At 67.1% G+C, this 22,971-nt stretch carries 16 protein-coding genes and 1 tRNA gene; 13 read left to right on the top strand and 4 right to left on the bottom strand.

The genetic code is table 11. The annotated features are described in order from the left end of the window. The first annotated feature begins 86 nt into the window (after positions 1-86). From rsmA to Q9R31_RS13225, 3 genes are read left to right on the top strand one after another with little or no spacing between them, the layout of a single operon-like run. Positions 87-959, top strand: coding sequence for a 16S rRNA (adenine(1518)-N(6)/adenine(1519)-N(6))-dimethyltransferase RsmA (gene rsmA, locus Q9R31_RS13235; protein ID WP_311263183.1), 873 nt, complete (start codon positions 87-89; stop codon positions 957-959). Further along, entirely contained in the window at positions 956-1,933 is a 978-nt protein-coding gene (locus tag Q9R31_RS13230; RefSeq protein WP_311263182.1) for a 4-(cytidine 5'-diphospho)-2-C-methyl-D-erythritol kinase, read from the top strand. Before rsmA ends, Q9R31_RS13230 begins: the two co-directional genes overlap by 4 nt. Positions 1,934-1,966: 33 nt before the next feature. After that, positions 1,967-3,793 (top strand): ABC-F family ATP-binding cassette domain-containing protein, encoded by a 1,827-nt coding sequence (locus tag Q9R31_RS13225; protein WP_311263181.1) that lies wholly within the window; start codon positions 1,967-1,969, stop codon positions 3,791-3,793. Here Q9R31_RS13225 and Q9R31_RS13220 read toward each other — a convergent pair. After that, a complete protein-coding gene (locus Q9R31_RS13220) occupies positions 3,790-4,416 on the bottom strand; it encodes a TetR/AcrR family transcriptional regulator (protein WP_311263180.1) in 627 nt (208 codons plus the stop codon). The genes Q9R31_RS13225 and Q9R31_RS13220 overlap by 4 nt on opposite strands. A gap of 133 nt (positions 4,417-4,549) precedes the next feature. On the opposite strand from Q9R31_RS13220, the gene Q9R31_RS13215 reads away from it, so the two are divergent. The 9 genes from Q9R31_RS13215 (at position 4,550) to sufU (ending at position 16,564) form a co-directional block, all read left to right on the top strand. Next, positions 4,550-4,621 (top strand) — tRNA-Gln (locus Q9R31_RS13215). 102 nt (positions 4,622-4,723) lie between these two features. Then, on the top strand, positions 4,724-6,202 hold the full coding sequence (glmU, locus tag Q9R31_RS13210; RefSeq protein ID WP_311263179.1) for a bifunctional UDP-N-acetylglucosamine diphosphorylase/glucosamine-1-phosphate N-acetyltransferase GlmU: 1,479 nt from the start codon (positions 4,724-4,726) through the stop codon (positions 6,200-6,202). Positions 6,203-6,204: 2 nt separating this feature from the next. Next, the gene (locus Q9R31_RS13205; RefSeq protein ID WP_142030676.1) at positions 6,205-7,185 is read left to right on the top strand and encodes a ribose-phosphate diphosphokinase; all 981 of its coding nucleotides are present in this window, start codon (positions 6,205-6,207) and stop codon (positions 7,183-7,185) included. Between the two features lie 223 nt (positions 7,186-7,408). Beyond that, positions 7,409-8,020 (top strand): 50S ribosomal protein L25/general stress protein Ctc, encoded by a 612-nt coding sequence (locus Q9R31_RS13200; RefSeq protein WP_311263178.1) that lies wholly within the window; start codon positions 7,409-7,411, stop codon positions 8,018-8,020. A 107-nt stretch (positions 8,021-8,127) separates the two neighbouring features. Beyond that, a complete protein-coding gene (pth, locus tag Q9R31_RS13195) occupies positions 8,128-8,733 on the top strand; it encodes an aminoacyl-tRNA hydrolase (protein ID WP_311263177.1) in 606 nt (201 codons plus the stop codon). A 211-nt stretch (positions 8,734-8,944) separates the two neighbouring features. Next, positions 8,945-11,581: a LuxR C-terminal-related transcriptional regulator gene (locus Q9R31_RS13190; RefSeq protein ID WP_311263176.1), complete on the top strand. Its 2,637-nt coding sequence runs from the start codon at positions 8,945-8,947 to the stop codon at positions 11,579-11,581. 70 nt (positions 11,582-11,651) lie between these two features. Then, on the top strand, positions 11,652-14,225 hold the full coding sequence (locus tag Q9R31_RS13185; RefSeq protein WP_311263175.1) for a helix-turn-helix transcriptional regulator: 2,574 nt from the start codon (positions 11,652-11,654) through the stop codon (positions 14,223-14,225). A 540-nt stretch (positions 14,226-14,765) separates the two neighbouring features. Then, positions 14,766-16,091 carry a SufS family cysteine desulfurase gene (locus Q9R31_RS13180; protein WP_311263174.1) on the top strand — a complete coding sequence of 442 codons (1,326 nt, stop codon included), beginning with the start codon at positions 14,766-14,768 and terminating at the stop codon, positions 16,089-16,091. Positions 16,092-16,114: 23 nt separating this feature from the next. Beyond that, positions 16,115-16,564, top strand: coding sequence for a Fe-S cluster assembly sulfur transfer protein SufU (sufU, locus tag Q9R31_RS13175; protein ID WP_142030681.1), 450 nt, complete (start codon positions 16,115-16,117; stop codon positions 16,562-16,564). 105 nt (positions 16,565-16,669) lie between these two features. On the opposite strand, the gene Q9R31_RS13170 is transcribed toward sufU, so the two are convergent. From Q9R31_RS13170 to Q9R31_RS13160, 3 genes are read right to left on the bottom strand one after another with little or no spacing between them, the layout of a single operon-like run. Beyond that, positions 16,670-16,891 (bottom strand): SCO4848 family membrane protein, encoded by a 222-nt coding sequence (locus Q9R31_RS13170; RefSeq protein ID WP_311263173.1) that lies wholly within the window; start codon positions 16,889-16,891, stop codon positions 16,670-16,672. Between the two features lie 3 nt (positions 16,892-16,894). Beyond that, complete coding sequence (locus Q9R31_RS13165) at positions 16,895-17,392, bottom strand: DUF2505 domain-containing protein (protein WP_311263172.1); 498 nt, start codon at positions 17,390-17,392, stop codon at positions 16,895-16,897. A gap of 43 nt (positions 17,393-17,435) precedes the next feature. After that, positions 17,436-18,941: an SDR family oxidoreductase gene (locus Q9R31_RS13160; RefSeq protein WP_311263171.1), complete on the bottom strand. Its 1,506-nt coding sequence runs from the start codon at positions 18,939-18,941 to the stop codon at positions 17,436-17,438. Positions 18,942-19,325: 384 nt separating this feature from the next. On the opposite strand from Q9R31_RS13160, the gene mfd reads away from it, so the two are divergent. Then, positions 19,326-22,970, top strand: coding sequence for a transcription-repair coupling factor (mfd, locus tag Q9R31_RS13155; RefSeq protein WP_311263233.1), 3,645 nt, complete (start codon positions 19,326-19,328; stop codon positions 22,968-22,970). Position 22,971 lies beyond the last annotated feature (1 nt).

The following is a 22,971-nucleotide window of genomic DNA, read 5'->3' as shown; positions in this document are numbered from 1 at the left end:
CAGCGTGGCCGGGCCCGGGTACTCCGGGCCCGGCCACGGCCGTTAACCCGGCAGGGCCAAGGTGCCGCGCGGGATAGGATACCTAGGTGACTGAACCGACCCCCGCCGTGCCCGCACCGTTGTTCGGTGCCTCCGACATACGCCGGATGGCAGAGGAAATCGGGGTCAGGCCCACCAAGACCCTGGGCCAGAACTTTGTCATCGATGGCAACACCATCCGGCGGATCGTCGCCGCAGCAGGCGTGGGCCCGGAAGAGACAGTGCTCGAGGTCGGTCCGGGGCTGGGGTCCCTCACGCTGGGGCTGCTTGACGCAGCAGCGGCAGTTGTCGCCGTCGAAATCGATCCTGTCCTTGCGGCAAAGCTTCCGGAAACGGTGCAGGAATGGCGTCCGGCCGCCGTCAACGCGTTCCACCTGGTGCACGCCGATGCCATGAAGGTCACCGAACTGCCGGTGGAGCCGACGGCCCTGGTGGCCAACCTGCCCTACAACGTGGCGGTGCCCGTGGTGCTGCACCTCCTGCAGCATTTCCCCAGCCTGCGGCACGGCCTGGTGATGGTGCAGGACGAGGTGGCTGACCGGCTGGCAGCCGGCCCGGGATCCAAGACCTACGGGGTGCCGTCCGTCAAGGCCGCCTGGTACAGCCAGATGCGCAAGGCCGGCGTGATCGGCATGAACGTTTTTTGGCCGGCCCCCAAAATCCATTCCGGGCTGGTGGCCTTCACCCGCCGCGAACCGCCGGCCACCACTGCCACCCGTGAGCAGGTGTTTGCCGTGGTGGACGCCGCGTTCGCGCAGCGCCGCAAAACGCTCCGGGCAGCCCTGGCCGGCTGGGCCGGGGGAGCCCCGGAAGCGGAACGCTGCCTGCTGGCGGCCGGCGTCGACCCCACCGCACGGGGCGAAGTCATTGACATCGCCGCGTTCGCCAGGATCGCTGAAGCCAGGGAAAGCCGCCCGTGAGCGCGGGACGTGAAAGGGCAGGCAAAGGTCGGTTCGCCGCCAGGACGGTCCGGGTCAAGGCGCCCGGCAAAGTCAACGTCTCCCTGGCCGTAGGCCCGCTCCGGCCGGACGGCTACCACTCCGTGGCCAGCGTCTACCTCGCAGTATCCCTCTACGAGGAAGTGGCAGCCACCAGTACTGCTGCACCCGGGATCACCATCAGCCTCAGCCCCGAAAGCACCGTGGACCTCGACGCCGTCGACATCCCCCTGGACAGCAGCAACCTGGCCCATAAGGCGGCCGCCATCATGGCAGACGTCTCCGAACACGCCACGGGGGTGCACCTGGAGATCACCAAACGGGTTCCGGTGGCCGGCGGGATGGGCGGCGGCTCCGCCGACGCCGCCGCCACGCTCGTGGCCTGTGACGCGCTCTGGAACAGCGGGCTGTCACGGGAGGAACTGGCGCACCTGGCGTCCGAACTGGGCGCCGATGTCCCCTTCTCGCTCCTCGGCGGGACCGCCGTCGGCCTTGGCCTCGGCGACGAACTGTCCCCGGCACTGGCCAAGGCGCAGACCCACTGGGTGCTCGTGGTTGCCGACTATGGCCTGTCCACCCCGGAGGTCTACCGGACGCTGGACCGGCTGCGCGCGTCCGAAGGGGTCGACGCCGGTGAGCCCACGGGAGTGGATCCACAAATCCTGACGGCGCTGCGGAGCGGGGACGCCGAATCCTTGAGCCGGGTGCTGGTCAACGACCTGCAGCGGGCTTCCATTGAATTGTCACCCGCACTGCGCGATACGCTGGGGATGGGCGAATCCCATGGGGCCATCGCAGGAATCGTTTCGGGTTCCGGCCCCACCGTGGCTTTGCTGGCTGATGACTCCGTTGCGGCTGAGGCACTGGCGGAGGACCTGCAGCGCTATGGCCTGGCGGCCCTCCCCGTCCACGGCCCGGTCCCCGGGGCGCGCATCATCTCCGACACCCTCCTTTAGAACTTCCAGTCCGGCAGCAGAAAGCAGTTCCCTTTGGCACACCTTCTTGGCGGCGAGAACCTCACGGTTTCCTACGCAACCCGCACCGTCCTGGACGGCATCACCCTGGGACTGGAGGAGGGGGACCGGATCGGCATGGTGGGCCGCAACGGTGACGGCAAGTCCACCCTGATGCGGCTGCTGGCCCTGCGTTCCACCCCGGACTCCGGCCGCGTCACCAAACGCGGCGACGTCAACGTGGGATACCTGGACCAGAGCGACGTGCTCGACGGCGACCTGACAGTAGGTGCCGCCATCGTGGGGGACCAGGCCGACTACGAATGGGCCCGGAACCCGCAAATCCGCGAAATCATGGGCGGCCTGGTGTCCGACGTCGACTGGCACGCCAACGTTCACGCCCTCTCCGGCGGCCAGAAGCGGCGCGTGGCGCTCGCCAAACTGCTCATCGAGGACCACGACGTCATCATGCTGGACGAGCCCACCAACCACCTGGATGTGGAGGGGGTGGCCTGGCTGTCCCGGCACCTGAAGACCCGCTGGCGGGCCAACCAGGGCGCCTTCCTGGTGGTCACCCACGACCGCTGGTTCCTCGACGAAGTATGCAACAAGACCTGGGAGGTCCACGACGGAATCGTGGACCCCTTTGAAGGCGGCTACGCAGCCTACGTGCTGGCACGCGCTGAGCGTGACCGGATGGCGTCCGTGGTGGAAGGCAAGCGCCAGCAGCTGGTCAAGAAGGAACTGGCCTGGCTGCGCCGCGGCGCCCCTGCCCGGACCGCCAAGCCGAAATTCCGGATCGAGGCCGCCAACGCCCTCATCGCCGACGTCCCCGAACCCCGGGATTCCATGGCCCTGAGCAAAATGGCCACGGCGCGCCAGGGCAAGGACGTGCTGGACCTCGAACATGTGTCCCTTGACTTCCAGGGCAGCGACGACGGCCGGAAGCTGTTCGACAACATCACCCTTCGGCTGGCTCCGGGGGAGCGCCTGGGCCTGGTGGGCGTCAACGGGGCCGGCAAGACCACCCTGCTGAAGCTGCTCAACGGCGAGATCACGCCCGACGCCGGCAAACTGAAGCGGGGAAAGACGGTGGTCACCGCCGTCCTCACCCAGGAAGTCAAGGAGCTCGACGACGTCGCTGACCTTCGCGTCATCGAGGTGATTGAGCGGGAAAAGCGTTCGTTCAACGTCGGCGGAAAGGAATTCAGCGCCGGCCAGCTGGTGGAGCAGCTCGGTTTCACCAACGAGAAACAGTGGACGCCGGTCAGGGACCTCTCCGGCGGTGAGCGGCGCCGCCTGCAGCTCCTGCGGCTGCTGGTGGGCGAACCCAACGTGCTGATGCTCGATGAGCCCACCAACGACCTGGACACCGACACCCTCGCCGCCGTGGAGGATGTCCTGGACGGCTGGCCCGGCACCCTGGTAGTGGTCAGCCACGACCGCTACCTGCTCGAACGCGTCACCGACCACCAGATGGCGCTGCTCGGCGACGGCAAGCTCCGCGGCCTGCCCGGCGGCGTGGACCAGTACCTGGAACTGCGCGAAGCCGCCCTGGCCGGTTCCACCGTGACCGGCGGCGGAAACCCGGCCACCAGCGCCGGCGGAACCGCCGCAGCCACCGGGACCGGCCCGTCCGAAGCCGAAAAGCGGGACGCCCGCAAGGCCCTCAACAGGATCGAGCGGCAGCTCAAGAAGCTCGACCAGCAGGAGAAGAAACTCCACGACGACATGGTCAAGAGCACGGAGCAGTCCGACTTCGACGCCCTCGCCGAACAAAACAGGCAGCTCAAGGACCTGGCTGACGAAAAGGACACCCTGGAACTCGAATGGCTCGAGGCCTCCGAGCTCCTCGGGGACTAAGCCTCGGACTTCAGCTCAGGGTCCTTCTTGAGGCCGGTCAGGCCGTTCCAGGCGAGGTTGACCAGGTGCGCGGCGACCGTGTGCTTGTCCGGCTGGCGGCTGTCCTGCCACCACTGGCCGGTCATCGCCACCATGCCCACGAGCATCTGGGCGTACATGGCGCCGTCCTCGCCGCTGAAGCCGCGGCGGGAGAACTCGTCGGAGAGGATGTGCTCCACGCGGGCCGTGACGTGGGAGAGCAGGGTGGAGAAGGCGCCCTCCGGCTGTGACGGGGGAGCGTCGCGCATGAGGATGCGGAAGCCCTCGGTGCGTTCCTCAATGTAGGTCAGCAGGGCCAGGGCGGCGCGTTCGACGAGGACGCGGGGTTTGGCTTCCTCGGTGAGGGCCGAGTTGATGGCGTCCAGGAGGATGTGGAATTCACAGTCCACCACCTCGGTGTACAGCCCTTCCTTGGAACCAAAGTGTTCGTAGATGACCGGCTTGGACACTCCTGCACACGCTGCGATTTCCTCAATGGTGGTTCCGTCCAGCCCGCGGACGGCGAAAAGGCTGCGCCCGACGTCGATCAGCTGGCTTCGGCGCTGCAGGCCAGTCATCCGCATCCGCGGAAGGTTGTTGCTCACCTTCCCATCATGCCTCACCGCCGGCGGCGTGATTCGGCGGGACCTGCGGGAGCGGAATGGCCCGTGTCGCGCGGCGGCCTGAACCCATGGCAAAATAGGGACTTGTGCCCGGGCCTTGAGTCTTTCGGCACGGTCCGCTCTGGTGTAACGGCAGCACCCCGGCCTTTGGAGCCGTGGAGTATAGGTTCGAATCCTATGGGCGGAACTGCTGCGCAAAAAGCGATCATGAGGATGGCACCGGTGCCCGGCGGGCTGACCCGCCGGACGCCGAAAAGCGCCAGCACAACCAAGCAAGGAGAACCCGTACGTGATCCCCGAGAATACCGGCCCGGCCGCTGTAATCGTTCTGGCAGCAGGCGCCGGTACCCGGATGAAGTCGCGTACACCGAAGATCCTCCACGAAATCGGCGGCCTGTCCATGGTGGGCCACGCGCTCCGTGCCGCCCGCAGCATCAACCCGCAACGGCTCGCCATCGTGGTTCGGCACGAGCGGGACCTGGTGGAAAGCCACGTCGCCGCCCTGGATCCGCAGGCCGTCATCGTGGACCAGGACGATATCCCCGGCACCGGCCGCGCCGTAGAGGCCGCACTCCATGCACTGCACGCCGAACAGGACCTGTCCGGCACCGTCGTCGTCACCTACGGTGACGTGCCCCTGCTCTCCGGGGAACTGCTCACCGAACTCGTCGCCACCCATGAACGTGAAGGCAACGCCGTCACCGTCCTCACCGCTGTCCTTGACGACGCCACCGGCTACGGCCGCATCCTGCGCGGCGACGACGGCTCCGTTACCGGCATCCGCGAACACAAGGACGCCACAGAGGCCGAGCGGCTGATCCGGGAAGTCAACTCCGGGATCTACGCCTTTGACGCCGCAGTGCTCCGCGAGGCCCTGGCCAAGGTCACCACCGACAATGCGCAGGGCGAGAAATACCTCACCGACGTGCTGGGACTGGCACGCCAAGCAGGCGGCCGGGTTGCCGCCGTGGTCACCGCCGACCGCTGGCAGGTGGAGGGCGCCAACGACCGCGTCCAGCTGGCCGCCCTCGGCGCCGAACTCAACCGGCGCACCGTGGAAGCCTGGATGCGGGCCGGCGTCACTATCGTCGACCCGGCCACCACCTGGATCGATTCCTCCGTCACCCTTGAGGAGGACGTCCGGCTCCTGCCCAACACCCAGCTGCACGGCGGCACCACCGTGGCCAGGGACGCCGTCGTGGGCCCCGACACCACCCTGACCGACGTCACCGTGGGCGAGGGCGCCACGGTGATCCGCACCCACGGTTCCGGCTCGGTGATCGGCCCGCGCGCCGCCGTCGGCCCCTTCACGTACCTGCGCCCCGGCACCGTGCTGGGTGAAAAGGGCAAGATCGGCGCCTTCTACGAAACCAAGAACGTCACCATTGGGCGGGGCTCCAAGCTGTCCCATCTCGGCTACGCAGGCGACGCCGAAATCGGCGAGGACACCAACATTGGCTGTGGAAACATCACAGCCAATTACGACGGCGAGAAGAAGCACCGCACGGTGATCGGCTCGGGCGTGCGCACAGGCTCCAACACCGTCTTTGTTGCCCCGGTCACCGTGGGGGACGGCGCCTACAGCGGCGCCGGCGCGGTGATCCGCAAGGACGTACCGGCGGGCGCACTTGCGGTGAGCGTTGCCGCGCAGCGCAACGCCGAAGGCTGGGTTCCCGCAAACCGTCCGGGAACCCGCTCCGCCGAACTGGCCCAGGCGGCCACCAAAGACTCCTCAAGTACCCCGGCATCTACAGAAGAGGGCAAGTAATAATGAGTGAAATTACGGCGCACGGCGAGAAGAAGCTGGTGCTCGCCACCGGGCGGGCCCATCCGGAGCTTGCCCGGGAAATCGCCAAGGAACTCGGCACTGACCTGCTTCCCGTTGATGCCTACGACTTCGCCAACGGCGAGATCTATGTCCGGGCCGGCGAGAGCGTGCGCGGCACCGACGCCTTCGTGATCCAGGCGCACCCCGCACCGCTGAACAACCACCTCATGGAACAGCTGATCATGATCGATTCGCTGAAGCGGGCCTCCGCCAAGCGGATCACCGTGGTTTCGCCGTTCTACCCCTACGCCCGGCAGGACAAGAAGGGCCGCGGCCGTGAGCCCATCTCTGCCCGCCTGGTGGCTGACCTCTACAAGACCGCCGGTGCGGACCGCATCATGAGCGTGGACCTGCACACCTCCCAGATCCAGGGTTTCTTCGACGGGCCGGTCGACCACCTCATGGCCATCCCGCTCCTGGCGGACTACATCCGCACCCGCGTGGACGCCGAAAACATCACCGTGGTCTCCCCGGATACCGGCCGCGTCCGCGTCGCGGAACAGTGGGCTGAGCGGCTGGGCGGCGCGCCCCTCGCCTTCGTCCACAAGAGCCGTGACCTCACCGTCCCCAACCAGGCCGTTTCCAAGACCGTGGTGGGCCAGATCGAAGGACGCACCTGCGTCCTGATCGACGACATGATCGATACCGGCGGAACGATCTCGGGAGCCGTCACGGTCCTGAAGAACGCCGGCGCCAAGGATGTCATCATCGCCGCCACACACGCCGTCTTCTCGGATCCGGCCGCACGCCGTCTCTCCGAGTCCGGGGCGCGCGAAGTCGTGGTCACCAACACCCTCCCGCTGACGTCGTCCCAGCAGTTCCCGCAGTTGACGGTGCTCTCGATCGCACCGCTGATTGCCAGGGCCATCCGGGAAGTGTTCGACGACGGCTCCGTCACCAGCCTCTTCGACGGCAAGGCCTAAGGCCCGGCGCCGGGCTTCGTTTAAGGAAACGGGCCCGGCGCTGGTAAGCTGGTCAGCGATACCTTGGCGAGGGAGGGCATAGCCTCCGTTATCGACTGGGTCTGAGCAGTCCTTCAATAGAAGGACTACCTTCTTGAAGGGCAGCCGTCCGGCGCCCGGCGTTGAAGGTCACACCAGACCTCCGCCCTTGCTGAACACCGTTTAGTCTTTCAAGGAGATATCCATGTCTGAGCAGAAGCTCGCAGCAGAACTGCGCACCGAATTCGGCAAGGGCTACGCCCGCCGCGCCCGGATGAACAACCTGATCCCCGCCGTGATCTACGGCCACGGCGCAGAGCCCATCCACGTCACCCTGCCGGCAAAGGCAACCACCCTGGCCGTCCGCACCGCCAACGCCCTGCTGTCCCTGGACATCAACGGCGAGGGCCACCTTGCCCTGGTCAAGGACGTCCAGCGCGATCCCGTAAAGCAGATCATCGAGCACATCGACCTCCTGACCGTCCGCCAGGGCGAGAAGGTCACGGTTGACGTTCCGGTCCACGTTGAGGGCGAAACCGCTCCCGGCACCGTCCACAACCTGGAACTTACGGTTGTGTCGCTCGAGGCTGAGGCAACGCACCTGCCCGAGTCCGTCGTCGTCAGCATCGAAGGCCGTGGCGCGGGCGAGCACATCCACGCCTCCGACCTCGTCCTGCCCAAGGGTTCCGCTCTCCTGACGGACGCCGAGGCGCTCGTGGTGAACATCTCCGAGGCCACCGCTACCGAAGAAGAGACCGAAGCTGCCGCTGAGGCAGCAGCGGAGGCTCCCGCAGCCGAAGAAGCCGCAGCCGAGTAATCGCCCGGTAATTTCTGACAATGGCCGGACCCGGGGGTCCGGCCATTGTCATGTCCGCAGGCCGGCCAGCATGCCCGCCCGAACCGCCCCCCCATAGGATTGACCCCATGACAGATACCTGGCTGATCGTTGGCCTCGGCAACCCAGGCGCACAGTACCAAGGCAACCGGCACAACGTGGGCCAGATGGTGCTCGATGAACTTGCCGCCCGCATCGGGGCCGGATTCAAGACCCACAAAGCCCGCGCCCAGGTCCTCGAAGGCCGGTTGGGTATTGGTGGCCCGCGTGTGGTGCTGGCGAAGCCGATGAGCTACATGAACGTCTCAGGCGGCCCGGTCTCCGCCCTGGCCAATTTCTACGGAATCCCCGCAGACCGCGTGGTGGCCGTCCATGATGAGATCGACATCCCGTTCAACACAGTCAAACTCAAGCTCGGTGGCGGCGAGGGCGGCCACAACGGGCTGCGGGACATCTCCAAGGCACTGGGCACCAAGGACTACCTGCGGGTCCGTGTGGGGGTGGGAAGGCCGCCCGGCAGAATGGACACCGCCGACTACGTGCTGCGTGACTTCGGCACTGCGGAACTGAAGGAACTGCCCTTCCTTTTGGACGATGCAGCCGATGCCGTCGAGTTCCTGATCCGTGACGGACTCACTGCCGCCCAGCAGAGGTTCCACCCCGCCAAGTCGGGATCACAACAGCCGGAATCGTAAAAGTTCCTTTCGACCCTGTTTCCTTGTCAGTGCCAAGGGGTACTCTTCTTCCTATGCGGGGGAGCAATGGGGCTACATCCCGCTATTGCAGGATGTAGGGGATAAGTTCATGTCAATCGAGCCACTCAGCTGGGGACGTGGGTCGTCAACACCTCAGGGTGACGGACTGCCCACGCCAACCTCCGCGGCGCCGGAGGGCCAGCAATGGTCCATGCCTGCACGAAGCGCCAACCTGGACGACGTCCGCACAGCCCTGACCAGCGAAGACTCCCTGGGTGTTGTCATCACGGGGGCCAGGGGCGTGGGTAAGTCCTCCCTGGCGCGGGCGGCAGTGGCAGACCTGGGCCCCGATATCTGGTCCCTGCAGCTCCGGAGCGGCCCTTCCGGTTCCACTACCCCATACGGCTGCCTGTCGTTCCTGTTGGCCCGGCTGCCGCAGGCCTACATGGGCTCGCCCACCGCCATCCTGCGCGGCATCACCTCGCTAATCCGCAGCGACGCCGCGGGCCGGCCCTGCGTCATTACCCTGGACACCTCCGCCAGCATCGACGACATGAGTGCCGGGGTGCTGCTGAATGTCCTGTTGACCGGTACGGCGAAGATCATCGCGGTCGCCCCCAACGCCAGCGACCTGCCCGCGGACTTCCACTGGCTCCTGACCGAACGGAAGCTGACGGAGGTGCGGCTCAACAACCTCAACGAGCTGCAAACACGGCAGGTCCTGTTGTCCCTGCTGGGGCACCGCGTGGCTTCCTCCCTGGTCACCACCTACCACCAGATGGTGGGCGGAAATCCCCTGCTGCTCAAAGCCCTGGTCACCGAGCAGCAGCTCTCCGGAAACCTGGTCCTGTCGGATTCGGTCTGGACGCTGCGGGACAAAGTGGTGCTCGACGGCGCTGCCAGCCTCGATGACATCGTCCGGTCCCGTTGGTCCCGGGAGGCGCCGGAAACCCGGGACGTCGTCGAAATGCTTTCGTGTGCCCGGCGGGTGGAACTGGCCGGCCTGACCGCGATCTACGGTGCGGATGTCGTGGCGGACATGGAGGACGGCGGCCTGCTGGAGATCGACGACTCCGAGCACCGCTGGGTGTCGCTGCGGGAGAAATACATCGGCGACGTCGTCAGGACCTGGCTGAGCATTTCCCGCCGGCGGGAGCTGCGCAGCATATTGCTGGGCGGCCAGGAGCCGGATCCGGCGTCCATGACAGTGGAAGAGCTGATGTCTTTCGCCGCCTGGACCCATGAGTGCGAGGCCGCGCTGAGCCCGGCGCTGGCGCTCGCGGCCGCCCAAGCCGCAGTCCAGCTCTTCGACCCCCGGTTTGCCTTGACCTACGCGGATATGGTGCAGAGGACCGACGCCGGCTGGGCCGCGGCGCAACGGCAGAAGGCCGCGGCGTACCTTCAGCTGGACATGCCGGTTCAGGCCCTTTCCGCCCTGGACAGCATCTCCCGGCCGGAACTCGAGGCCCTGGATCCCCAAGAGTACGCCGAGGTTGTCGCCGCCAAAGCGCGGGTCATGCTGTGCATTCCGGACCAGGCCCATAAAGTCCGGGAACTGCTCGCCGCGGCGCGGGAACGGCTTGAGGAATCGGACAGCAACTCTTCCTGGCCTGCACCCGCAGCGGTGGCAGCGAACCGTATCTCGTTGAGTGAGTTCGAATACCTGGCCCATGCCGGCGATTACGGGGACATGATCCCGGCGCTTGAGCGGGCGGCCGATCCCGCAGCCAACCCGGATACGGGGTTCCGGCTCCAGTCCACGGTCATCCTGATGGGCGCACTCGCACTGACCGGACGCGAGATGGACGCGCTGGGCCTCATGCGAAAGCTCGGTGGCCAGCTCACCGACGCCTCGCACATCGTGGGCCTGCGCGAGCGTTATACCAGGGAGGCATACTTCGTCGCGCTGATGAGTGGCCAGTGGCGGCGCTGTATCGACCTCCTCAGCCCCTTCAGCACGGGGCAGCCCCACCGGCTTCCATACCGCAGCGCCGCCACCGAACTCGCAGCCGGCGTGGCCTATGTCTTTTCCGGCCGCGGCGAGGCCGCACTTGAGCCATTGATCTCAGCCGCCGCGCAACTGGAGTTGCAGCCTGTCCAGACCGCGCTGCGCACCGCCTACGCGGCCACGGCTCTGGCCTACGCCCAGACCGGCAACGCCACGCTTGCCCGCAAGTACCTGGCCAAACTGCAGAGGACGGCCGGCAGGGCAGGGTTCGCCGCGGAGAGCATCATCGATTTTTGTTCGCTCGTTGCTGGACGCTGGCTGGGCGACTCGGAGGCAGTGGCAGCACTGAAACAGGGGGCACGCCGGAACCTGGAAGCGGGCCGGCACACCGTCGCCGGCATCTACCTGCTGGCAGCAACAGTGAATGGCAGCGACGCCGACTTCCGCCTCCTGGAAGAGATCGCCGGCCACCGGCAGGGCCCGCTGGCTGAAGTCTCGCGGCTGATCGCCGTCGGCAGCAGGACAAAGGATGCCAAGGCCCTCCTCGCCGGTGGCGAAATCGCGGCCACGCTCGAACTCGATGCCGTTGAGGCCCGGTGCATGGCGCTGGCGGTGGACTTCGCCCGGCAGGACGGGGATGCCCTTTCCGCGAGGACGGCGCAGGCACGGCTGGACATCCTGGCCGCCACTGTGGCGAACCTTCCCATCGTGCCCAGCAGCGGGAGCCCGCTGCTGACCAGCCGGGAACGGCAGATTGCCCGGATGGCCGGCCGCGGCGTCTCCAACCGTGACATCGCCATGGAGATGGGTGTTTCCGTGCGCACGGTGGAAGGCCACTTGTATCAGGTCTTCACTAAACTTGGCGTGACTTCAAGGGGTGATCTGACTGGACTCGTCTAATGGCCACAAGCCGGCAACGGCGCACCGGCTCCTGACCGGCCGACGGGAGCCGGTGGACCGCATCTGCACCATGGTCCGGAACGGAACCCACCGGGCGGTGTTCATCATGGCCGGCCCTGGCATTGGAAAGTCGGCAGTCACTGACGCCGTGACCGAGCGCCTTGCCGGGAACATGAAAATCCTGCGCATCCACGCCAGTTCGGCCCTGGCCGGGGTGCCCTTCGGTGTCCTCACGCCGTATACCGGGGAACTTACTGCCGAGGAGTCCGTCTCGCCCGTCGCGGTGCTGCGTTCCATGTGGTCATACTTCGAGAAGCTTAAGGCCGGCAACGGGGGAGCAGTCCTGCTGGCAGTGGACGATGCCCACCACTTGGATGAGGCATCGGCAGGGGTGCTGGCCGAAGTGATTTCGGCCGGATGGGCAACGGTGCTCGCTGCCGCCAGGCCACGGCCCGGCCTGCCGCAGCCGCTGGACCAACTCTGGTATGACGGCCTTGCCGAACGGGTGGACCTTCGGCCCCTTAACCGGGAACAAGTTGAAGAGGTCCTCGCCCACGTCCTTGACGGGACCGTACCCGCCGCAACAGTTGACTCCATATGGAACGCATCAAGCGGCAACCCCCGGATCCTCGACGCCCTGCTGCACGACGCCGCTGAAGCCGGCGTCCTGGCCAAGCGCAACGGAATCTGGATGCTGCTGGGCGCGCTGCCTTCGGACGGGGTCCGGCTGGCCGGCGTGGTCACCAAAGACCATCTCCGGCGCCGGACTGAGGAGCAGGAAGCCCTGAAGCTCATCGCCCTTGCCGGACCGGTCGGCAGGAAGGTCATTGAAGACATCAGCGGGGCAACAGTGGTCCGGTCCCTGCTGGACCAGCAGATCATCGTCGAGGCGCCCGGCGTCCCGGCCGAGCTTTCCATCTGGAACGGGCTCTTTGCCGGCGCCATCAGGAACACCGTGTCGGTCTCCCGCAGCCTCCAGCTGCTGGAAAAGGTCAAGGCCCACCAGGACCCCACCCAGCTGCAGGGGGAGGGCCGGTTGCGGGCCGTGGAGTGGGCCCTGGAATGCGGCGTCCGGGTCAGTGACGACGAGATGCTGGCAGCGGCCAAAGAGGCTCTGTTGAGGTTCCGAAACGACAGCGCACGGTCCATTGCCGCCCGCATCCACGATCCCGCCATGGTTCCGCTGGCCCAGGCCATCCAGGCGCGGGCGCTGTATAACGAGGCCGCGTATCCGGAAGCCGCTGCCCTCCTTGACGAGTGCTGGCTCCCCCTCGCTGAAGACCCCCAGGGACCGGCCGTCCTGCTGCTCCGCGTTATGGCCCACCAGGCGGTGGGCCATCCACTGGGGATGATAGCGGAGGAAGTCGAAAAGCACGGGGCACTTTCCGGTGACGGCGAAAGGAGCTGGCAGGAAGAGCTCCTGCACCTGCTCCACCTTGGCGCCGAGGTGAAATTCCAGGCATTGAACGACGAAGTGGACGCGATGCGGAAGCGCCACCCGGCAGAAGCCGGAGAACCGCTCCGCGCCGTGGCTGAGGGGCTCCTGGCCCACGCCCTCGCGTCGGCGGGACGCCCCGTCCGGGGTTTGGAGGCCGCGCTGCTGGCGGCATCGGAACTTCCCCCGCTCGAAGGCAGCCTGTTCTTCTTCCCTGAGCTCGTGCTCGGAAGGCTCGTCTCCGACTACCTGGCGATGGGTGAGTGGGAGTCCGCAGAGCAGGAGATCAACCATTACGCCGCCGGACATGCGCCTGGTGCCGCCACCTTCAACGGGAGCCTCCAGTTGCTGCGGGGCTACTCGCTGCTCCGGCAGGGGCGGATGGAACGCGCTTATCAGGTCCTGCTGCCCGCCGTCGAAGCGCTGCGGCTCAACGACCCCTTGCAGCTGTACCGTTTCGGGGCGGCGCTTGGCTTCTACGCGGCGGCCCGGCTTGGGGACACCGAACAGGCACAGCGGCTGGAACAGGATCACAAGGATGCCGACGCCGGGTGGCCCGCGCACGATCTCCTCGCCGAAGCCTACGTGGCGGCGGCCGCCGAATACCTGGTCCGTGACGGCAAGGGCCTGGCCGCGCTGCAGACGCTGATGACAACCACCGAGGCCTCCGCCCGGACCGGGAACTTCCTTGAGATCCTCGCCGTGTGCTGGGACCTCGGGGACCCCTCGGTGATCCCCATTGTGCAGGCAACCGCCAAGGACGTGGAAGGCCGCTGGGCAGAGGCGCTGCTGACCCTGGCCACGGAATGGGAAAACGCCGACGGCGACGCCCTGATGGCAACGGCTGCCTCGCTGGAGGAGGCAGGCTTCGTCAACCTGGCCCGTGAAGCCTACGCCCGCGCCAGCACCGTACTGGATCAGGCGGGGGAACGCCGCAGGTCCCGGCAGGCGGTTGCCCAGCGCGAAAAGTGCGACCACGAACTGGGTGAGCGGTTCCGCGAAGGACGCTTCATCGCTGCGGCGCCCACCGTGCGCCTCACCAGGCGGGAGCAGGACATCGTCGAACTGGCTGTGCAGGGCCTGACGGACCGCGAGATCGCGCAGCGGCTCATGGTCTCCGTCCGGACTGTGGAAGGCCACCTGTACCGCACCTACGTCAAGCTCGGGGTCCGCAGCCGCGATGAGCTGGAAGCGGCCCTGCCTAAGTAGCCCCTGGCCTTCACGCCTTTGCCGCACCGCTGCCCCGACGCTGTGCTTCCGTCCGCCGTCGGGCTGCCCAGCGGGCCCCTCCCAGCGCGTCCTGCCCCGGGAGACGGCCCCGAAACGGCCCCCGGAAACCCGCTGCGGGCCGCCGTCGCGCTCCTGTGCGCAACTCACCCCGGACCGGATGGTGCGCTCGAGTGCCGTCCCGGTAGTGCGCCCGCCGGGATTCGAGTACACCCTACTCGTGTACGGAAGGGCCCCACGGGATTTACTTAAGGAGGCAAAGCAAAGCGGAGGCCCGAAGCCGCTGAGCAGCCGATCAGGACATTGAGCCCCTCTCAACTTCCGGTCCCCAGGGGCCGGGTCAAGACGGGGCCGGCGACGTCAGAGTCTTCTGAGACCGAGACTCTCCCCCCAGCCGTCGCCGGCCCTCTGCTCCCTCGGCTGAAGCCCGGGGCAGCGGTGGCGGCCGCCCCTCCCGGGCGGCCGCCACAGCCGTGTGTGGGACAATTGGGTGTCAGACATTGGCAGCCCAAGGAGTTCGTTTTGGCCGTAGTATCAACGCCAGCCACACTGGAACGTGCTGTACCTGTCATGGACAACGCCGAGGTGCTGCGCATCCGCAATGACTTCCCGGTCCTCAACCAGCTGGTGAACGGACAGCCGCTGGTCTATCTTGACTCCGGGGCCACGTCCCAGAACCCCGTGAGCGTCATCGAAGCGGAGCAGGAATTCTACGAGCAGCGCAACGCCGCCGTGCACCGGGGCGCCCACCACCTTGCCGTGGAGGCCACCGAAGTCTTTGAAGATGCCCGGCAAACCATCGCCGACTTCATTGGTGCCCACTACGAGGAAACCATCTGGACGTCGAACGCAACGGAGGGACTGAACCTCCTCTCCTACGCGCTGTCCAATGCCGGGCTGTGGGCCGCCCAAGGTCGTGGCGACCAGCGGCTCGGGGAACTGGCCCCGGGCCCGGGGGACGACATCGTGGTGACCGAGATGGAGCACCATGCCAACCTGATTCCATGGCAGGAGCTGGCCTTCAGGACCGGGGCCACGCTCCGGTACATCCCGATCGGGGACGACGGCAACCTTCGGATGGACCAGGCTGCGGGGATCATCGGCCCACGCACCAAGGTCCTTGCCTTCACCCACGCTTCCAATGTCCTGGGAATCATCAACCCGGTGAAGGAACTGGCAGCCCTTGGCCATGCAGCCGGTGCCCTGGTTGTTTTGGATGCCTGCCAGTCCGCTCCGCACCTGCCCTTGAACGTCAAGGAACTCGACGTGGACGTCGCGGTCTTCTCCGGCCACAAGATGCTCGCGCCCACGGGGATTGGCGTCCTTTACGGGCGGCAGGAGCTCCTGGATATCCTCCCGCCGTTCCTGACCGGCGGGTCGATGATCACCACCGTCACGATGGAACGGGCCGAGTACCTGCCCGCGCCCCAGCGTTTCGAGGCAGGCACCCAGCGCATCTCCCAGGCAGTGGCCATGGCGGCTGCCGCGAATTACCTGACGGAAACCGGGCTGGCCCGCATCCATGCATGGGAGGCGGCACTGGGCCAGCGCATGGTGGCGGGGCTGGAATCCATCCCCGGCGTCCGGGTCCTGGGCCCGGCAGCCGGAAAAGAACGGATCGGCCTTGCCGCATTCGACGTCGAAGGTGTCCACGCCCACGACGTGGGGCAGTTCCTGGACTCCCGGGGAATCGCCGTCCGCGTGGGACACCACTGCGCCCAGCCGCTGCACCGCCGGCTGGGACTGACCGCCACGACCCGGGCGAGCGCCTACCTCTACAACACCACGGACGACGTGGACCGCTTCCTCGAAGCCGTAGCCGGCGTCCGGGCCTATTTCCGCGCATAGCGGAGAAGACGAAAGTTGACATCATGAGCCTTGACCAGCTGTACCAGCAGATCATCCTGGACCATTCCAAGGCCCGCCACGGCAGCGGGCTCGCCGCTACTGAAGCACCCCAGGGCACCTCCACCGGGCAGTCGCACCAGCTCAACCCGGTATGTGGGGACGAAGTCACCCTCCGGCTTGCCGTCCAGGACGGGAAAGTGGCGCAGGTTGCCTGGGACGGCGCCGGCTGCTCCATCTCCATGGCCTCGGCGTCCGTCCTCAGCGACCTCGCTGAAGGCATGACCGTGGCCGAACTGCATGAAGTCATCGACAGCTTCCGGGAGGTGCTGCGTTCACGCGGCAAGGTTCATGCTGATCCTGAGCTGCTGGGCGATGCCGCAGCGTTCGAGGGGGTGGCCCGTTACGCAGCCCGGGTCAAATGCGCCATGATTTCCTGGGTGGCCGCCGAGGATGCGCTCAACCAGGCAGCCTAAGAACGCAAAAACCAAGACAGCAAAACGTCCGGCCCTCCTCCCCAACGGGATGAGGGCCGGACGGATTTAATGCCTGGCGGGGCCTGGTTTGATGCCTGGCGGTGCCTAGCTGAACAGCCCCAGAATTCCAATCAGGGCCGTAGCCGCACCCAGCACCATGGAGATGCTCACCAGCACCACATGAACGGTCAGGAACCTGGTGGCCTTGCCTGCCGCATCGCGGGCCCGGGGATCCTTCATCACGCGGCGCAGGAACTGGGGCCAGACCGCCAGCGACCAGACGCCGGCGACGATCAGGACCACCGCGGCGAAGACGGGGAGCTGCATGGGTTAGTGGCTTTCGAGCCAGGCCTGAGCCTGGGCGGCCTGCAGGTTCAGCGCCTTGGCCACCATGGGTTCGGCGGCCTCGGCGATCTTGCCGCCCAGGAACGGAACGGAGGACTTTACCGCACCCTCAAGCTCCACCCGGGTTCCGCCGGCGTCCGCCACCAGGCGCTGGACGGCCGTGACGTCCACCGGAGCGCCCGCGATCTTCAGCGTGATGTTGCTCTGGCGGGAGCCGTCCGCCGCGGGGGCTTCCCAGTTTTCAACCTGGGTCACCTTGAGGTGCTCACCCACGAACTTCCGGGCGATTTCGGGCAGGCGCGTGGTGGGCAGGGTACGCACGGAGGTGGTGTTGAAGGCCCCCGCGATGTCACCGTCCACGCTGAAGGACTCCAGGTTGCCGCCCACCAGCTGGCTGATGTGGCGCTGGAAATCCTCATTCACCAGCACAGCGGTAACGCTGTCAACGGAGTGCGGAAGGGTAGTGGTTGCGCTCAGCGCCATGGGTCCTCCTGGGACGTGGGGAACGGATTAAGCCTCCAACATCCTACGGGGTGGCAGCCGCGGGCTCCGCATCCGACAGTTTCTGCGCGGCCGTAGTGATGTTGCGGGCCATGGCCGGGAAGATCAGGCTGTGGAACGGCAAAACGGCGAGCCAATACAGCAGTCCGCTCAACCCTTTAGGGAAGAAAATGGCGCGCTGCCGGTAGCGGCTGCCTGCGCCGTCGGGTTCCACGGAAAGCTCCAGCCAGGCCCTTCCCGGCGCCCGCATCTCGGCCCGCAGCCGCAGCAGGCTGCCGCGGTCGATCCGTTCCACCCGCCACCAGTCCACCACCTCGCCGGCGGCCAGGGTGTGGGGGTGCCGGCGGCCGCGCAGCAGTCCTGCCCCGCCGGTGAGTTTGTCCAGCCACCCCCGGACCTGCCAGGCCAGCGGCAGCGAATACCAGCCGTTGCGCCCGCCGATGCCCTCGATGATGGTCCACACATGGGCCGGGCCCACATCGCCGTGGAAGGTCCTTTCATCGATGAACACCTTGTGCCCGGCCCAGTCGGGGTCGCTGGGCAGGGGATCGGAGTCCGCGCCGGCGTTGGCCCAGGTGGTCTCCACCTGGCCGTCCCGCTCCTTGCCCAGCGCCAGGGCCACCGCCGTCCGGTAGGGGGTCAGGCCGCCGTCGGGCTGCGGGATGTACTGGTCGATGTCGTGCTCGTTGGATACCGCGTCATGCTGCAGCGACTGGACCAGCGGCACGGCCATGGAAAGCGGGATGGGTGTTGTCAGGGCCACCCACATGCCTGCCAGCTTGGGCGCCGGAACCGGCAGCGCCAGCACCACCCGGTAGGGCAGGCCCGCTTCCGCGGCGTATTCCTTCATCATCCCCGCGTATGTCAGCACCTGCCGGCAGCCGACGTCGAAGGTGCGGTTGATGGCACCCTCCAGCGACGCCGCGGAGACCAGGTAGTAGAGGACGTCACGCACCGCGATGGCTTCGATTCTGTTGCGCACCCAGCTGGGCGCCGGCATCAGGGGCAGCGTTTCGGAGAGGTGGCGGATCATCTCGAAGGAGGCGGAGCCGGAGCCGATCACCACCCCCGCCTGGAAGACGACGGCGTCCACCGGACTGTCCAGGAAGACCTTGCCCACTGCCTCCCGTGACCGCATGTGGGTGGAGAGCTCCACGCCCTGGGGGTGCAGGCCGCCAAGGTAGACGATCCGGCGTACCCCCGCAGCCGCTGCAGCGTCCGCGGCCGTGGCGGCCATCGCTTTTTCCTTCGCTTCGAATCCTGCACCGGCGGCCATCGAGTGCACCAGGTAGTAGAAGACCTCGACGCCGGCCAGGGCTTCGCGGAGCGCGTCGCCGTCGTCCAGGCTGCTTTCCACCACGTCCACTTTGTCCCGCCAGGGCACGCCGGCAATCTTGTCCGGCGAGCGGACCAGCACCTTGACGGTGTGGCCTGCTTCCAGGAGCCTGGGCACCAGGCGGCCGCCGATGTAGCCGGTGGCCCCGGTGACGAGGACAGTCTTTGGTGTTGGCTGGGCGCTCATTGCAGTCATGCTGGCTCCTGTTCGTCCTGGCCCCTGATTTCGTCCAGGTCCTGATTTCGTCCTGGCCCTGTTCGTCCCGAGGAGCGTTATCCCAAGCGGTTCGGAGCCGCGGCCGGTCCGGACGGCTGCTCCGGTCGAGTTCCGCCCGGCCCTGCCAGCCTAGGCCCGTTGGCACCGCGCTGCCATGTCGTTCCTGCGCGGTAGGCTGGGAGTACCCGGGATTCGCAGCGAATTTCGGGTTTTCGCGTTGCCTGCTTGTCTTCGATGAACACCACAGGAGCTTCTGCCATGAGTCTTCCCGGCCAGTCCGCCGCCGGCACAGCCAGCACAGGCACGTCCCGCGCCGGAACGGGCCGCACCGGCACATCCCGTGCCGGCAAAACCAGCGCGGCAATGTCCGGTGCAGCCCCGTCCCTGGATGGACTGCGCCGCGCCTTGGCGCCGGACCAGACGTTCGCCCGGGTCCGTGCCGAGACCGCCCGGGGGTTCGCCGTCCGCGGACAGGACTACCAGATCAGCGCTCCCGCGGGGCTTCGTCCGGTACTTCTTGCGGAAATGGCGGACGGGCTCGCCGCCATGGCAGAACAGGCCGACGGCCTGGCGCCTGGCGTGGTGCTGGCCGTTACCGCCACCGGCAGGGAGGCGGAGGATCTCACGGCAGCCCTGCGCGCCTACCTGCCCGCGGATTCAGTGGCAGAGTTCCCCAGCTGGGAGACCCTCCCGCACGAGCGGCTTTCGCCACGCTCGGACACCGTGGGCCGCCGGCTGTCCGTCTTGCGCCGCCTTGCGCACCCGGAAAGTTCGACGGCGGGACAGCTCCGGGTGGTGGTGGCGCCCGTCCGCGCAGTGGTCCAGCCCGTTGTGGCCGGCCTGGGCGACCTGGTTCCCGTCACGCTGAAGGTGGGCCAGGAGAAGCCGTTCACCGGCGTGGTGAAGAGCCTGGCCGACGCCGCGTACGCCCGGGTGGACATGGTGACGCACCGCGGCGAGTTCGCCGTCCGCGGCGGCATCATCGACGTGTTCCCGCCCACGGAGGACCACCCCATCAGGGTGGAGTTCTTCGGGGACGAAGTGGACCAGATGCGCTGGTTCGCCGTGGCCGACCAGCGCTCGCTGTCCGCTCCGGGCATCCACCACCCCACCGAACTGCACGCCCCGCCGTGCCGTGAAATCCTCATCACCCCGTCCGTCATGTCCCGCGCCGCCACGCTGAAGTCCCAGCTTCCGGCCGCGGCGGACATGCTGGAAAAGATCGCCGGCGGCATTGCCGTGGAGGGCATGGAGTCCCTGGCACCGGTGCTGGTGGATGCAATGGTCCCGTTCGTGGACCAGTTGCCCGCCGAGTCCATCGCCGTGGTGATCGAACCGGAAAAGGTGCGCACCCGCGCCCACGACCTTGCCGCCACCAACGAGGAGTTCCTCGAGGCGGCCTGGTCCACGGCGTCCGACGGCGGGGCGGCACCTTTGGACCTCAGCTCACAGGCGAGTGCGGCGCTTCATTCGGCGAGCTTCCGCTCGCTGGCCGAAACGCGGGGGTCCGCCCTGGAGCACGCGGTGTCCTGGTGGTCCATCACGTCGTTGGCGCAGGACGCGGAACTGCTCCCCGAAATCGACGTCCTGAACCTGCATGCCCGGGAGCCGCGCGGCTACCAGGGCGACGTGGCGGAAATGATGGACTTCATCGGCTCCCACGTCCGGGACCAGTGGCGGATCGTGGTGGCCACCGAAGGTCCCGGCCCGGCCCAGCGCCTGGCCGAGCTGTTCCATGAGAACGACATCCCCTGTGCCCGGGTGGACAGCCTGGACCACGAACCCCAGGCGGGCATCATCGAGGTGACCACTGCCGCCGTCGGCCGTGGTTTTGTCCTGGACGGCCTCAAACTGGGCCTGCTCACCGAAGCCGACCTGCTGGGCCGGACCTCGGCCGGGTCCACCAAGGACATGCGCCGCATGCCCTCCAAGCGGCGCAACGCCGTGGACCCCCTGCAGCTGGTGGCGGGGGACCACGTGGTCCATGAACAGCACGGCATCGGAAAGTTCGTCGAGCTGATCCAGCGAAAAGTCACCGGCGGTGGCGACGGCGTGCGCGAGTACCTGGTGCTGGAATACGCACCCTCAAAGCGCGGTGCCCCGGGCGACCGGCTGTTTGTCCCCACGGACCAGCTGGACCAGGTGACCCGCTACGTGGGCGGCGATACGCCCGTGCTGAGCAAGATGGGCGGCGCGGACTGGGCCAGCACCAAGTCCAAGGCCCGCAAGGCCGTCAAGGAAATCGCCGGCGAACTGATCCGGCTCTACTCGGCCCGGATGGCCTCCCGAGGGCACGCCTTCGCCCCGGACACTCCCTGGCAGCGCGAGCTCGAGGAAGCCTTCCCCTACGTGGAGACGCCGGACCAGCTGACCACCATCAACGAGGTCAAGGCGGACATGGAACGCGAGATCCCCATGGACCGCCTGGTCTCCGGCGATGTGGGCTACGGCAAGACGGAAATCGCGGTGCGGGCGGCCTTCAAAGCCGTCCAGGACGGCAAGCAGGTGGCCGTGCTGGTGCCCACCACCCTGCTGGCCCAGCAGCACTACGAAACGTTCACCGAGCGGTTCTCCGGGTTCCCGCTGCGGGTCAAGGCCCTGTCCCGGTTTCAGGGGACAAAGGAAACCAAGGAAACGGTGGAAGGCGTCAAGAGCGGGTCTGTGGACGTGGTGATCGGCACGCACCGCCTGCTGTCCAAGGACTTCGAGTTCAAAGACCTGGGCCTGGTGATCGTGGATGAGGAACAGCGCTTCGGCGTGGAGCACAAGGAAGCGCTCAAGAAAATGCGCACCAACGTGGACGTGCTGGCCATGAGCGCCACCCCCATCCCGCGCACCCTGGAGATGTCCCTCACCGGCATCCGGGAAACCTCCACCCTGGCCACCCCTCCGGAGGAACGGCACCCTGTCCTGACCTATGTGGGCCCCTACACGGACAAGCAGACCTCCGCCGCCATCCGCCGCGAGCTGATGCGCGAAGGCCAGGTGTTCCTGGTCCACAACCGGGTGTCCACCATCGAACGCACCGCAGCGAAGATCCGCGAACTGGTGCCCGAGGCACGGGTGGAGGTGGCGCACGGCAAGATGTCCGAGAGCCGCCTGGAACAGATCATCGTCGACTTTTGGGAGAAGCGCTTCGACGTGCTGGTGTGCACCACCATCATCGAAACCGGCCTGGACATCTCCAACGCCAACACCCTGATCGTGGACGGCGCGGACAAGTACGGCCTGTCCCAGCTGCACCAGCTCCGCGGCCGCGTGGGCCGCGGCCGGGAACGCGCCTACGCCTACTTCCTCTACCCGTCGGAGAAACCGCTGGGCGAAGTGGCACTGGAGCGGCTCAAGGCGGTGGCCACGCACAACGAGCTCGGCGCCGGTATGCAGCTGGCCATGAAGGACCTGGAAATCCGCGGCGCCGGCAACCTGCTGGGCGGCGAACAGTCCGGCCACATCCAGGGGGTGGGCTTCGACCTGTACATCCGTTTGGTGGGCGAGGCCGTGGCGGACTTCCGGGGCGAAGCCGAAGAAAAGGCCGCGGAGATGAAGATTGAGCTGCCGGTCAACGCCCACCTGCCGCACGACTACGTTCCCGGCGAACGGCTGCGCCTGGAGGCCTACCGGAAGCTCGCGGCGGCCCTCACCAATGAGGCCATCGACGAGGTCCAGGCCGAACTCGTGGACCGCTATGGAGAACTGCCGCTGCCCGCGCAGAACCTGGTGGCAGTGGCACGCTTCCGTGTTGGTGCCCGCGAAGCCGGCCTGTCCGACGTCGCACTGCAGGGCAACTTCATCAAGTTCTCCCCGGCCACGCTCCCGGAATCCAAGATCATGCGCCTGAACCGGATGTACCCGGGCTCGCAGTCCAAGCCTGCCCTGGACGCCGTGCTCATCCCCAAGCCCAAGACAGCGAAAATCGGCGGCCGGGACCTGCAGGACGCCGAGATCCTGGAATGGGCCAACGGCGTGATCCGGAACATCTTCTCCGACGCCCCATTGGCGGTGGGTTAAG

The sequence above is a fragment of the Pseudarthrobacter sp. BRE9 genome, from assembly GCF_031844305.1.
GTDB lineage: Bacteria > Actinomycetota > Actinomycetes > Actinomycetales > Micrococcaceae > Arthrobacter.
The sequence above is the reverse complement of the archived record's forward strand: the minus strand, read 5'-3'. Positions and strand labels throughout refer to the sequence as shown.

Bases quoted from the DNA above. Each gene is read 5' to 3' on its own strand.
- Q9R31_RS13205 (WP_142030676.1), top strand. From the start codon at position 6,205: ATGAGTGAAATTACGGCGCACGGCGAGAAGAAGCTGGTGCTCGCCACC.
- Q9R31_RS13200 (WP_311263178.1), top strand. From the start codon at position 7,409: ATGTCTGAGCAGAAGCTCGCAGCAGAACTGCGCACCGAATTCGGCAAG.
- pth (WP_311263177.1), top strand. From the start codon at position 8,128: ATGACAGATACCTGGCTGATCGTTGGCCTCGGCAACCCAGGCGCACAG.
- Q9R31_RS13190 (WP_311263176.1), top strand. From the start codon at position 8,945: ATGCCTGCACGAAGCGCCAACCTGGACGACGTCCGCACAGCCCTGACC.
- Q9R31_RS13185 (WP_311263175.1), top strand. From the start codon at position 11,652: ATGGTCCGGAACGGAACCCACCGGGCGGTGTTCATCATGGCCGGCCCT.
- sufU (WP_142030681.1), top strand. From the start codon at position 16,115: ATGAGCCTTGACCAGCTGTACCAGCAGATCATCCTGGACCATTCCAAG.
- Q9R31_RS13170 (WP_311263173.1), bottom strand. From the start codon at position 16,891: ATGCAGCTCCCCGTCTTCGCCGCGGTGGTCCTGATCGTCGCCGGCGTC.
- Q9R31_RS13165 (WP_311263172.1), bottom strand. From the start codon at position 17,392: ATGGCGCTGAGCGCAACCACTACCCTTCCGCACTCCGTTGACAGCGTT.
- Q9R31_RS13160 (WP_311263171.1), bottom strand. From the start codon at position 18,941: ATGACTGCAATGAGCGCCCAGCCAACACCAAAGACTGTCCTCGTCACC.
- mfd (WP_311263233.1), top strand. From the start codon at position 19,326: ATGTCCGGTGCAGCCCCGTCCCTGGATGGACTGCGCCGCGCCTTGGCG.